The 12,964-nt window shown below is 41.1% G+C and carries 13 protein-coding genes; 12 read left to right on the forward strand and 1 reads right to left on the reverse strand.

The window, feature by feature from the left end; all coding sequences use genetic code 11:
• The first annotated feature begins 53 nt into the window (after positions 1-53).
• On the forward strand, positions 54-818 hold the full coding sequence (locus tag ATG70_RS05130) for an enoyl-CoA hydratase/isomerase family protein (protein ID WP_098443284.1): 765 nt from the start codon (positions 54-56) through the stop codon (positions 816-818).
• Positions 819-993: 175 nt separating this feature from the next.
• Positions 994-1,557, forward strand: coding sequence for an RsfA family transcriptional regulator (locus ATG70_RS05135; RefSeq protein ID WP_098443285.1), 564 nt, complete (start codon positions 994-996; stop codon positions 1,555-1,557).
• Between the two features lie 25 nt (positions 1,558-1,582).
• Here the strand turns inward: ATG70_RS05135 and ATG70_RS05140 are convergent, their stop codons facing one another.
• Positions 1,583-2,056, reverse strand: a complete 474-nt coding sequence (locus ATG70_RS05140; RefSeq protein WP_098443286.1) for an N-acetyltransferase — start codon at positions 2,054-2,056, stop codon at positions 1,583-1,585.
• Positions 2,057-2,283: 227 nt separating this feature from the next.
• Here ATG70_RS05140 and ATG70_RS05145 point away from each other — a divergent pair, with 227 nt between their 5' ends.
• The 10 genes from ATG70_RS05145 to ATG70_RS05190 all read left to right on the forward strand — a co-directional run bounded on the left by ATG70_RS05145 (position 2,284) and on the right by ATG70_RS05190 (position 12,957).
• Positions 2,284-3,621, forward strand: coding sequence for an acetyl-CoA carboxylase biotin carboxylase subunit (locus ATG70_RS05145; protein ID WP_098443287.1), 1,338 nt, complete (start codon positions 2,284-2,286; stop codon positions 3,619-3,621).
• A gap of 24 nt (positions 3,622-3,645) precedes the next feature.
• Positions 3,646-3,858: a biotin/lipoyl-binding carrier protein gene (locus ATG70_RS05150; protein WP_098443288.1), complete on the forward strand. Its 213-nt coding sequence runs from the start codon at positions 3,646-3,648 to the stop codon at positions 3,856-3,858.
• A gap of 54 nt (positions 3,859-3,912) precedes the next feature.
• Entirely contained in the window at positions 3,913-5,445 is a 1,533-nt protein-coding gene (locus ATG70_RS05155) for an acyl-CoA carboxylase subunit beta (RefSeq protein ID WP_098443289.1), read from the forward strand.
• Between the two features lie 107 nt (positions 5,446-5,552).
• Positions 5,553-6,434: a 2-dehydropantoate 2-reductase gene (locus ATG70_RS05160; RefSeq protein WP_179886190.1), complete on the forward strand. Its 882-nt coding sequence runs from the start codon at positions 5,553-5,555 to the stop codon at positions 6,432-6,434.
• Positions 6,435-6,452: 18 nt separating this feature from the next.
• Positions 6,453-6,836: a DUF3397 domain-containing protein gene (locus tag ATG70_RS05165; RefSeq protein ID WP_098443291.1), complete on the forward strand. Its 384-nt coding sequence runs from the start codon at positions 6,453-6,455 to the stop codon at positions 6,834-6,836.
• Positions 6,837-6,938: 102 nt separating this feature from the next.
• Complete coding sequence (gene bshC, locus ATG70_RS05170) at positions 6,939-8,561, forward strand: bacillithiol biosynthesis cysteine-adding enzyme BshC (RefSeq protein WP_098443292.1); 1,623 nt, start codon at positions 6,939-6,941, stop codon at positions 8,559-8,561.
• Between the two features lie 371 nt (positions 8,562-8,932).
• Positions 8,933-9,364, forward strand: a complete 432-nt coding sequence (mraZ, locus tag ATG70_RS05175) for a division/cell wall cluster transcriptional repressor MraZ (RefSeq protein WP_098443293.1) — start codon at positions 8,933-8,935, stop codon at positions 9,362-9,364.
• A 34-nt stretch (positions 9,365-9,398) separates the two neighbouring features.
• Complete coding sequence (gene rsmH, locus ATG70_RS05180; protein ID WP_098443294.1) at positions 9,399-10,328, forward strand: 16S rRNA (cytosine(1402)-N(4))-methyltransferase RsmH; 930 nt, start codon at positions 9,399-9,401, stop codon at positions 10,326-10,328.
• Between the two features lie 35 nt (positions 10,329-10,363).
• The gene (ftsL, locus tag ATG70_RS05185) at positions 10,364-10,732 is read left to right on the forward strand and encodes a cell division protein FtsL (protein ID WP_179886191.1); all 369 of its coding nucleotides are present in this window, start codon (positions 10,364-10,366) and stop codon (positions 10,730-10,732) included.
• A gap of 20 nt (positions 10,733-10,752) precedes the next feature.
• The gene (locus ATG70_RS05190; protein WP_098443296.1) at positions 10,753-12,957 is read left to right on the forward strand and encodes a penicillin-binding protein; all 2,205 of its coding nucleotides are present in this window, start codon (positions 10,753-10,755) and stop codon (positions 12,955-12,957) included.
• Positions 12,958-12,964: the final 7 nt, after the last annotated feature.

The raw sequence follows: 12,964 nt of genomic DNA on the forward strand, positions 1-12,964 counted from the left end.
TGTTTTTTTTTACGTGTTTAATTATTTGACTTTTCTAAAAAGGAGAGGCCGAGATGACAAGTGTGATCGTTGAACATCGTAATCATGCGGCAATCGTAACGATTCATCGACCTGAGCAAAGAAATGCGATTAATGACGGGGTGATGGAACAATTAATGCACGCGGTTGAACAAGCTGAAGCAAACGAAAGCGTAAGCTATATTGTGATCACAGGTAGCGGTGAGAACGTTTTTTGTAGCGGCGGGGATTTGAAGGCATTTCAAGGACTTAAGACAGCTGAACAGGCTTATCCTATGCTACGTAAAATGGGTGATGTTCTTGATCGCTTATTTTTCTGTAAGAAACCGACCGTTGCGCTTTTGAATGGTCATGCAGTTGGGGGCGGGTTGGAGCTTGCGATGGCATGCGATTATCGGATTGCTAGAAAGAACACGAAGGTAGGGTTTATACAGGGATCGATCGGGTTAACAACTGGCTGGGGCGGATCTACATATGCCTTAACGAGAATGAATCATACTGAAGCTTTGAAGATGCTTATGAGCGCTGATCGCTATTCGAGTGAAGAAGCTTTTTTAAGCGGTTGCCTTACATATATTACGAATGATCTTCCATGGGAAGAGGATGCTTATCGCTACATAGAAAATCTTCTGAAACGGTCTCCACTAATTCTTTCTACTTATAAAACCTACTGGCTCAATAGCCTTGATCCACATCTCATCCGTCATCGAGTTGAAGAAGAAATTAGAAGCTGTGCTCGCTTATGGGATACAGAGGAGCATCATCAAGCTGTTAAGGCATTTTTAAACAAGAATTCGTAAATTTGTATCGTATAAATCGGTTTCATTCGATCAATTTTAGGTTGTTTTGGAATAAGAAAAGGTCTATCCCTCTCTCTCTAGGAATTAAAAAATAGATTCTTTCATAAATACAAGAGTCTACTATATCTAGTAAACGCATATGATGACTGTAAAACAGTTATTGGGGGGATTGTGATTGGTACCGATTCGCCAGGATGCTTGGTCGAAAGATGAAGATGTGTTATTAGCTGAGGTTGTCCTACGTCACATTAGAGAATCAAGTACACAACTCGCTGCATTTGAAGAAGTAGGTATGACGCTGTCTCGAACTCCAGCAGCTTGTGGGTTTCGATGGAATTCGCTTATTCGTAAACAGTATGAGGCGGCGATCACGTTAGCTAAGAAGCAGCGCAAGGAACAGAAAAAAAACCAAGTGGAAGTGAAAGTAGATTCAGCAGAAGAAGATCGAAGCATCGATTTAATCGATGAAGCCATTAGGCTGTTGATAACATCGAAAACTTATCTCACTGAAACAAGTAAAAGTGAAGCATCACTACAGGAGGCGCTGGCTGAAAACCTTCAGCTTAAGCAAAATCTTCATCAGTTAGAAAAAGAGTACCTGACAGTTCAGGAAGATTATCAATCATTACTAGAAATTATGGAGAAAGCAAGGAAAATGGTGATCTTTCAAGAGGACGATTCAGGAAGTTTACGGTTTCAAATGGATGCGAACGGCAACTTAGAAAAAATAAAGAAATAGGAGCGTGTCAGCTCCTATTTCTTCGTTACTCCTGTTCGCTTACGCCTTCAGGATACCATACATAAGGATTTTCTCCACGATCGCGTTCGGGCTGATAGGTGACTGCTTCAAAGCCCATTTTCTCCCAGAATTCACCTGAACCTTGTCTTGCGTTCGTTTTCACTGGCAAATTAAAGGTTTTTGCGAAATTCACAAGCGTGGAACCATAATCACGATTATGATATTGCGGAAGTACTTCAAGTTTCCAGAGCTCAAGGTAATCCTGCGGTGGATCAAAATAGCGATCGTATTTGCCATCGATACGATACAAGCTCATTCTAGCAACAAGCTTATCTCCATAGTAAATACCATAGAATGGAGATTCGCTATCATTCTCAATGATGTTATCTTGCAGGTCTTCCATCATTGAAAGTTCCTGAATACCAAATTCTTTAAACTTCTTAAACTCCTCGAGAGTTTTGTAATTGATTACAAGTGGACGAACTGTCAGATCTACCATAGTGGCCCCCTCCAAACATGCTTCTTATTCTCTTAGGTGATTAGAAGTAAAACAACTTCTACCTTTCTATTATAACCGAAAACACAAAACTTTTCCTTATTTCAAAAAACAAAGTATAAAAGGAATAATTTGAATATTTATTGAAACGTGAAGGTCATTTAATGATATGATAAATGTAAGGGTTTTCAAACCTGTTAATTCATTATTGTGGTGAGAGGGGCGATACTTTGAAAAAAATCCTAATTGCAAATCGTGGCGAAATTGCGGAACGAATTATAAGAACATGCAGCAAACTAGGTCTTCAGACGGTTGCTGTTTATTCGAGTGCAGATAAGGATCTTCCATATGTTAAGCAAGCAACAGTCGCATATGAGATTGGTGACCCGCCTGCAGCAAAGTCATACTTGAATCAGGAGCAAATTCTGAAGGTAGCAAGTGAAGAGAACGTGGACGCGATTCATCCTGGCTACGGATTTTTATCTGAAAATGCTGCATTTGTAAGGAAAATCAATGAACAGGGAATAACGTTTATTGGCCCTAGCGCAGATGTTGTGGAAGCGATGGGCGATAAGATTACAGCGAGAAAGACGATGCAGGAAGCTGGTGTACCGGTCGTACCAGGCAGCGGAGAAATTGTGGATGTAGCGGAGGCCGTTGCATTTGCGAATGAAATCAACTACCCCATTATGTTAAAAGCCGCTGCGGGTGGTGGTGGCATTGGTATGCAGCGTTGTGAAAATGATCAAGAGCTAGAAAAAGCATTCGTATCGAGTCAAAACCGTGCAAAGGCTTATTTTGGGAACGGAGCGATGTTTGTAGAGAAATTCATTGACGATGCGCGACATATTGAGGTGCAAATTGTAGGAGACAATCATGGAAACATTGTTCACCTGTATGAGCGAGATTGCTCCATTCAAAGACGAAATCAGAAGGTGTTAGAGGAAGCGCCATCACCATTTTTGTCTAAAAGCACCCGTATCCAAATAGGAGAAGCTGCTCTACTAGCTGCTAAGCATGTCCAATATACGAATGCTGGAACAGTTGAATTTGTCATGGACAAGGATGAGAATTTTTATTTTCTAGAGATGAACACTAGATTGCAAGTGGAGCACCCCATTACAGAAGAAACCATTGGTGTCGATTTAGTTGAGTGGCAAATCAACGTTGCAGAAGGAAAAGCGCTCCCTCTGAAACAGGAAGACATTCAACCTACAGGTCACAGTATTGAGCTTAGACTATATGCAGAAGACCCAACTTCCTTTATGCCTTCACCTGGAAAGATTGAAACGCTCCATTTTCCTAAAATGGAAGGAGTCCGGATTGATTCAGGTTATGAAAGCGGCTCAACCGTTTCCCCATTCTATGATCCGATGATTGCGAAAATCATTGTATCAGGCTCAAGTCGCGAAGAAGCGATTAAACGATGTACAGATTTCTTTACTTCATTTTCGCTGACGGGGATCAAGCATAATGGACCACTTTTTGCCCAATTACTTAAAGAAGAGAATTTTCAACAGGGGAAATATTCAACGTCTTATCTATCAAAAATTCTTGTCAAAAAATAATACGACTGAAAAGGAATGATGAACATGCAAGAAATTAAAGCATCAATGGCGGGAACAGTTTTAAATGTAATGGTCGGCGAAGGAGATGCGGTTACAGCAGGACAAGAACTCGTTATGCTTGAATCGATGAAAATGGAAATTCCGATTGAAGGTGTGGAAGAAGGAACGGTTGCAGAGGTTAAAGTGAATGTTGGCGATTTTGTAAACGAAGGCGATGTACTCGTTACGGTAAAGTAAGCGTGTGTTCTGAACGAGCGCTCGATCTAACCCTAACAGAAGGAGGAGTTTTCAATGAATCATCTAGAAGAGCTTTTATCGTCTAGAGCATCAGAGGTTGAGTCTGGCGGTGCTGAGAAATATCATGAGAAGTTAAAAGAATCAAACAAACTTTTTGTGCGTGATCGTCTGAAGCTTCTGTTTGATAATGGCGATTATATGGAAGACGGAAAATTTGCAAACCACCTTGCTAAAGATCTACCAGCAGACGGTGTTGTAACAGCGATTGGTAGCGTGAATGGTGAAAAGGTATGCGTGATGGCAAATGATTCCACTGTTAAAGCTGGCTCATGGGGAGCGCGTACAGTGGAAAAGATTATTCGCATTCAAGAGACAGCGATGAACCTTAAAGTGCCTCTTTTGTATCTAGTGGATTCAGCTGGAGCGCGTATTACGGATCAGTTAGAAATGTTCCCGAATCGTCGCGGAGCCGGAAGGATTTTTCATAATCAAGTAAAAATGTCTGGGATGGTGCCGCAAGTTTGTTTGTTATTTGGTCCATCAGCGGCAGGTGGTGCTTACATACCGGCATTCTGTGACATCGTAATCATGGTGGATAAAAATGCTTCCATGTATCTCGGCTCTCCGAGAATGGCTGAAAAAGTGATCGGTGAAAAAGTGACGTTAGAACAAATGGGTGGTGCGCGGATGCACTGCAGTACAAGTGGGTGCGGCGATGTTCTTGCTGATAATGAAGAGCATGCAATCGAACTTGGAAGAAGCTATCTAAGTTATTTTCCGGGGAATTTCCATAAGCAACCGCCTCATCTAGAAGGGAAACTTCCTTCACTTGAAAAATCAATTAGCGAGATTGTTCCTGAAAATCAAAATGCGCCATTCAATATGTATGATTTAATCGATGCACTCGTTGATAAGGAAAGTTTTTTTGAAATGAAAAAGCTGTTTGCCGCGGAATTAATTACAGGCTTTGCAAGAATTGATGGACGAGTTGTTGGGTTGATTGCAAACCAGCCTAAAGTAAAGGGTGGCGTGCTTTTTGTTGATTCAGCCGATAAAGGAGCTAAATTTATTCAGCTCTGCGATGCATATCATATTCCGCTTATTTTTCTTGCGGACGTCCCGGGCTTTATGATTGGAACGAAAGTAGAAAGTGCTGGCATTATTAGACATGGGGCGAAACTAATTGCGGCAATGAGTTCGGCGACCGTTCCGAAAATTTCGGTTGTTGTTAGAAAGGCTTATGGGGCAGGCTTGTATGCCATGGCTGGTCCTGCATTTGAGCCGGATTGTTGCATTGCGCTTCCAACTGCCCAAATTGCTGTAATGGGCCCTGAGGCGGCTGTGAACGCTGTATATGCGAATAAGATCAATGCAATTGAGGATCCAAAGGAACGGATCGAATATGTGAAAGAAAAACATCAGGAGTACAAAGAGCACATTGACATTTATAAACTAGCATCGGAGTTAATTGTTGATGATATTGTGCCTGGAAGTGAACTACGTCATGTGTTAGTCGAGCGATTAAGTTACTATGAATCGAAAGAAGTGGAAGCACCATCTAAAAAACATCCGGTCTATCCGGTATAAAATGCTGAAAATCCCTTAACTTAACTGTTAAGGGATTTTTTTCTCATCAACATGATGAACCTGTGCTAAACTTTAAAATAAAGACTCACGATAAGGTGGGGGAGAAGTTGAACGTAACGATAATTGGAGCGGGGTCAATTGGATTACTAGTGGCTGCGAAGCTTGCTATGAATGGCCAAGTAGTGACAGTTATATGTCGTCGCAAATATCAGGCTGATCAGCTCAGCAAAGGCATTAACTACATAAATAGACGCAAGACTCAGTGCGTCAAAGTACAGGCAACACATCTTCTGTCGTCAAAAAAAACGGATTTACTCATTGTGGCAGTCAAGTCAAATCAGGTTCCGTCTGTGCTGTCGTTGATTCAAGAAGTGTATCAAGATTCGAATTTGCCGGATATCCTTTTTATTCAAAATGGGATGAGGCATCTTTCCTATATTAAGTTGTTGCATCATAATGTTCTTGTCGGGGTAGTCGAACATGGTGCGTTAAAGATCGATGAAAGAACAGTTGAACATACTGGTGATGGAATTATTAGAATGAGCGCTTATTCAGGTGTTCCCAAGGTGCTAACTGCGCTTTCTAGCGAAGATTTTCCGGTTCATTACGAACATGACTGGTACGAGATGCTTGCGAGAAAATTAGTCATAAACTGCGCGATTAATCCACTTAGTAGTATATATGGTGTTTTAAATGGAGAGCTTTTGCAAAATGCAAGGTTTTATAGTCTGATGAGAGAATTAGTAAAAGAAGCTTGCGAAGTTCTCGAGTTAGAATTTGAACGGTCATGGAATGATGTGCAACTCGTATGCAGAAAGACGAGCGCGAATACGTCTTCGATGCTCGCAGATATACAAGCTGGAAGATTAACCGAAATCGATGCAATCACAGGATACGTACTAAAAGAAGCGGAGACACGGGGGAAATATGTTCCTTTTTCAAGGTTTGTCTTTGATAGCGTGAAGGGTCTTGAGATGGTAACGAGATAGAGAAGGGAGTCTCATGAAATGGAAAACCTCTTATCATGGATTGTAGCAACGGCTGTAACAGCCCCACTGCTCGCATGGTACCTGGTCTATATTATTACGGTAAAAATGACACGAAAGAAAAAATTCTCTTTTCGTCTTGCAGTAGATCTTTCTACAATCTTTTTTATTTTAAGCGTCCATTTTATTCTAATAGAATTAGTTGGAAAGTCTTTTCTATGGGTTATTTTATTAATGATTATTGGAGCTGCAGGAGCCTTTACGATTCTGCATTGGAAAACGAAAGATGACATTCACATTCATAAAGTGATAAAAGGCGCGTGGCGATTTAACTTTCTATTGTTCTCTACAGGGTATGTTGTTCTATTGCTTATTGGGTTAGTTCACCGAATTATTTCGGTCTAACTCATAAGCTTTTTTTTTGGTAGCGATGAGGAAGTTTGATATACTAACAAAGGATTAAATAGGCGGATTTCAGTAACGGTGTCAAGAAAGGAAGAAATATTAATGAGACTCAAAGAAACATTCCTTCCAGGATCAAATGTCATTGCGGCAGATTATATCGCTGAGAAAACAACGCTCTCAGCTTTTTTTGACTATACATATCAGCATGATTCCTCGTATGAAGAGCGTTACAAAGAGTTAATGGAACGTCATCAAGATCGTACGAATTTAACGGAACACTTGATGGGGTTTAATGAGAAATTTGAAGCTGAAGGACCTGCGCTTAGAAATATCGAGCGTTTACAACAATCAGAATCGGTCACAGTTGTTGCCGGACAACAGGCTGGCGTGTTAACTGGTCCTCTTTATACGATCAATAAAGCGATATCGGTCATTAAATTAGCAGAAGAGAAAGAACGAAAGCTCGGGGTACCTGTTATACCTATTTTTTGGGTAGCGGGGGAAGATCATGATTATCATGAAGTGAATCATATTTATTCGTATGATGAAGGACGCGAGCGTAAAGAAGCAGTGCCTCAAAAACAAATGACCAAGCAGGCATTATCCGATATATCGCTTGATCATGACGCGATGAACACTTGGACGCGTGACATGCTCAAACGATTTGGGGAAACATCATATACGAAAGAGATACAAGCGTTTCTTGAAGGAGTAACAGAGAAGTCAACTACTTACGTGGAGCATTTTTGTTACATCATGACAAAGCTTTTTTCAAAGCATGGACTTGTGCTCGTAGATTCAGGTAACCGAGATTTTCGCCAGCTTCAGACGGACGCGTTTAAAAAAATGATTCATCAAAACGAAACAATCAATGAAGCGGTTTTAACCCAGGCGGCTCGTCTTCGTGAAGAAAATTATCCAATTGGTGTTGACCTTGATGACCAACAAGCAAATTTATTTGTAAAGGTAAATGGCGAGCGAATCTTACTAGAACGACTAAACGGAAGATTTGAGGGAAAAACGGCTTCCGTTTCATTCTCGAAAGAAGAACTGCTTGATTTAGCGGAACGTCAACCGGAAGATTTAAGTAACAATGTTGTGACGCGACCGATCATGCAGGATTTAATGTTTCCTGTGCTAGGATTTGTGGCTGGACCGGGTGAACTTGCCTACTGGGCTTTACTGAAGCCTGCTTTTCATACTTTTGGAATAAAAATGCCTGTCATCGTGCCGCGACTTACATTTACGTTTGTGGAGCGACATATTCAAAAGTATGTCGCTGACCTCTCCTTATCAGATGATGAAATCCTAAAGTCAGGGATCGATCACTCAAAAGAGGCCTATATGCGCCAGTTAGATGATGTAGGGATTGGGACCACATTTAACGATGCTAAGTTAAAAGTGGAGGAAATTCATCAAAACCTTCGTGATTTAACAGAATCTGTTGATCGCGGACTTGATCGCTTTGCGGAAAAGAATGGCCGGTTTCTTCAAAGACAGCTTGATCTTCTTCAACAAAAACTCTATCATTCACTCGAATACCAGCATGAAAATACGTTGGCTAAATTCGATGAGGTGGGATTTGCATTAAAACCTAACGGCGCTCCCCAAGAGCGAAAGTGGAATGCTGTCTATTATTTAAATTGGCATGGTTTGGATTTTGTGGATCAAATGATGGATCTGGAGCTTCCCTTTAATGATCAGCATAAGGTGATTTATCTTTAGAGGATAGAAGGGACAGGAGCGGTTATTTCGATTCCTAACCATATAGTTGAAAAGCTGCCGGAGGATTCTGGCAGCTTTTTTTAGTTTGGCCAATATAGTTGAGATTTGGCCAATAAAAAAGGGTTTTAGCTAATATAATTCGTATTTGGCCAATATCCTCTGAAATTGGCCAATATAACACGATGGGGCATCGTTTCATTCGACAAATAGCGGGGGGTGACAGGCACCCGCGGAGAAAACCAAATATTTTTAAAGAAAAATCCTGCTGAACAGCAGGATTTTTGTGTTGTGGTACGAATTAATTTTTTAGTGGTGAAAAGTGGGGAGTTGTGGTAACTTAGAGGTAGAAAGTGGGAGAGGTGGATGGAGCCATGTTTATGGGGGAATATCAACATACTGTTGATGAAAAAGGCAGAATGATTATTCCCGCTAAGTTCCGTGAAGAACTTGGAGATAGCTTCGTCCTCACCCGCGGGTTAGATAAATGTATCTTCGGCTACCCAATGACCGAATGGGAAGTTCTTGAAGAGAAAATGAAATCACTCCCTTTTACAAAGAAAGATGCTCGTGCTTTTACCCGATTCTTTTTCTCAGGTGCAACTGAATGCCAACTGGATAAACAGGGCAGGGTAAATATTGCCGGAACATTACGCCAGTATGCAGGGCTTGAGAAAGAGTGCGTTGTAATTGGTGTTTCAAATCGATTAGAAATTTGGGACAAAGCGGTCTGGGAAGAGTATTTCAATGCATCAGAAGATTCTTTCTCTGAAATCGCGGAAAGTATGATGGATTTCGATTTGTAGAAGGTCAATATGGAATGAAGGTTAAGGTGTCGCTATGTTTGAACATATTACAGTATTAAAAGAAGAAGCAGTAAATGCACTAAATATTAAAGAAGATGGCATTTATGTAGACTGTACGCTTGGTGGCGGCGGTCATTCAAAAGCAATCCTGGATAAGCTTACCACAGGACACCTCTATGCTTTTGATCAGGATCAGTGGGCAATCGATAATGCCAAAACAACACTCGCAGGGTATGAGGAAAAGCTCACGGTTATCGAACGAAACTTTAGTTTTATTAAAGAAGCGTTAGCTGACCTCGGTGTTGAAGGCGTTGATGGGATTTTATTTGACCTTGGTGTTTCCTCTCCGCAGCTTGATAAAGGTGAGCGGGGGTTTAGTTATCAGCATGATGCACAGCTGGATATGAGGATGGATCAATCTTCCAGTTTATCAGCGTATGAAGTGGTGAATGAGTGGGAGTATGAACGTCTCGTCTCGATTTTTTTCAAATTTGGTGAAGAAAAGTTTTCAAAACAAATCGCTCGCAAAATTGAAAAAGCAAGGGACTTAAAACCGATTGAAACCACATTTGAACTCGTTGATCTCATTAAAGATGCTATTCCTGCACCTGCGAGAAGGAAAGGGGGACATCCCGCTAAAAGAATTTTTCAAGCGATTCGTATAGCGGTAAATGATGAGCTGAAAGTATTTGAGCAGGCTCTAATTGACGGAATGTCCATTTTAAACCCAGGCGGACGGATGAGTGTCATCACATTCCATTCTCTTGAAGATCGGATTTGCAAAACAACGATGAAAGAAGCGGCTTCAGGGCCAGAACTTCCACCGGGAATGCCGATTATCCCAGATGCATACCAGCCTGATATGAAGCTTGTAACAAGAAAGCCAATTCTACCATCTGAAGAAGAGCAGGAAGCAAACAGACGTGCACGATCAGCGAAGCTTCGTGTGGCAGAGAAAATGTAAAGATAAAAATAAAAGAAGGTGCAAGGGGGAAAATGATGAGTAACCTGGCGTATAAGTATCAGCAGCAGCATCAAACGCAAAAACAAGTTGAAACAAAAAAGCAAGCGGTTTATGTAGAACGTGGACGTATTACAAAAGGAGAGAAACTGCTCTGGACGATGCTTGTACTTACGTTTGTGGCCGCGTCAATCTTTATGGTTTCAAATTATGCTACGATTTATAATTTGAATACGGGTCTGCAGCAAGCAGAAGCAGATCAACGTGCTCAAGTGAAACAGAACGAAGAGCTTCAAGTGAAAGTAACTGAGCTAAGTGCACCCGGTCGAATTGTGAACATTGCCGAAGAAAAATTAGGCATGGAGCTAAATGATCAAAACGTAGAAGTGATCAACAAGGGATCATAATTTCGGAGGTTTGCACTGTCATGAAAGAATCAAACAAGAACTCACATATTAATGTTGGAGCAGCGATTTTAATGTTACTATTTGTCCTGCTCTTTTTTGCTTTTATTGGAAGGTTTTTCTATATTGAATGGACGCAGGCGGTTTCGGGTTCCGATGGTGAAAAAGTGGACTTAATGGAACTAGGAAAAGATAAGTGGACGCGAAGCAAGATTCTTGAAGCGGATCGCGGTACGATTTATGATCGCACAGGAGAAAACGCGCTTGCCACTGACATTCCTTCATTTACACTGCGAGCCATTTTAGATGAAAATTATGAAGATCATGTAAAAGATGTTTCGAAAACTGCGGCTGCTCTTGCGCCGATTCTAGAGATGGAGCAATCCGATGTTACTGAAATTCTTTCTAGAGAAGAACTATTTCAGGTGGAGTTCGGAGCATCTGGAAAAAATTTAAGCCTTACTCAAAAAGAAGAAATTGAAAAACTCGACTTACCTGGAGTTGGCTTTATTCCAACGAAAACGCGCCTCTATCCTAATGAAGAGTTTGCTTCTCATCTTCTTGGGTTTACAAACGAAAATGAAAAAGGTGTCCAGGAAGGCTTGTTAGGTTTAGAAAAGGAATTAAATAAGTATCTTGTTCCGCAAGAAGGGAAAGAAACGTATCAAAGTGATCGGGAAGGGTTTAAACTTCCTTATGGAAATGAAAACATCACCCCTTCAAAAAGTGGGAATGACGTCTATTTAACGATTGACCAAAAAATACAGGTATTAATGGAAAACGCATTAAATGAAGCGCAGGAGAAATATAACCCAGAGCGAATGACGGCCATCGTTGCCGATCCGGATACGGGTAAGATATTAGCGATGGGAAATCGTCCAACGTTTGATCCCAATTTAAGAGATGTTTCGAATTATACAAATATGGCATTAACTGCGTTTGAACCAGGCTCTACAATGAAAGTCTTTACTGCTGCTGCAGCTATTGAAGAGGGCGTGTACAACGGAGATGAACTTTTTCAATCAGGACAATATTCTGTACCAGGTGGTCGGGTAAGTGATCATAACGGTGGAGAAGGTTGGGGCATGATTAGCTTTGATGAGGGAATTCGTCAATCCTCCAACGTAGCTGCATCCATTTTAGTAAAAGAAAAACTGGGTTATGACAAATACGAAGACTATTTAACGAAATTTGGATTAGATGCTAAAACGGGGATTGACCTTCCTGGAGAAGCTTCTTCAAGAATTACTTATAGTGGAGAGCTTGAACGGATAACGACTGGTTTCGGTCAAGGGTCTACCATTACACCGATTCAACAAGTTCAAGCGATTACTGCAATCGCAAACGGTGGAAAGATGATGCAACCTTATGTAATTGAGAAGATTGTTGATCCTGAATCAAATGAAGTGAAACTTAATCACGAGCCAAAAGTAGCGGGAGAGCCAATTTCGAAAGAAACAGCAACACAAACTCGCGATCTACTTCGCACGGTTGTGACAGATGGTACGGGAACACCATATAACATTGAAGGTTACGAGATTGCTGGGAAAACAGGTACAGCACAAATTTCTGAAGGGTCAAAAGGATATATGAGTGGATACGGAAACAACATCTTCTCATTTATTGGAATGGCCCCTGCAGATGATCCAGAATTAATTGTTTATGTAGCGGTTGATCGACCTGAACTCGAGTATCCGGAACTAGGAAGTGACCCTGTTTCTCTCATCTTTAACACGGTTATGAAAAATAGCCTTCAATATTTGAATATCGATCCGATTGAGAAGGAAGATAATACTTCTGAGGAAGCTGAAGAGACAGAATCCGGTCAAATATTAAAAGATGTAACGGGCATGAGTGTAAAAGAAGCTAAAAAGCAGCTTGTAGACAAGGGCTTATCTGTCATATCACTTGGCGAGGGAGAGGTTGTTGGTCAATCCCCTAGGCCGAGTACGAAAATTCTCAATGGTGAACGAGTTATTTTGCAAACGGAAGGTAACGCCACAATGCCTGATATAACAGGTTGGTCTCTTGCAGACGTAATGAAGCTCGTCGAGTTGGTTGAGTTAAAACCAAATGTGATGGGGTCAGGTTATGTGGTGAAGCAAGGGATTGAAACAGGAAGTACGATCAAAAAAGATGACTATCTTGTAGCCGAATTAAAGACGCCTTCTTCTGAAACGGAAGAGGAAGAAGGGCCAGAAGAAGAACCAGAACCAATTACGGACTAGCAGGTCT

This window comes from Bacillus sp. es.036, assembly GCF_002563635.1.
Taxonomy (GTDB): Bacteria; Bacillota; Bacilli; order Bacillales; family Guptibacillaceae; genus Guptibacillus.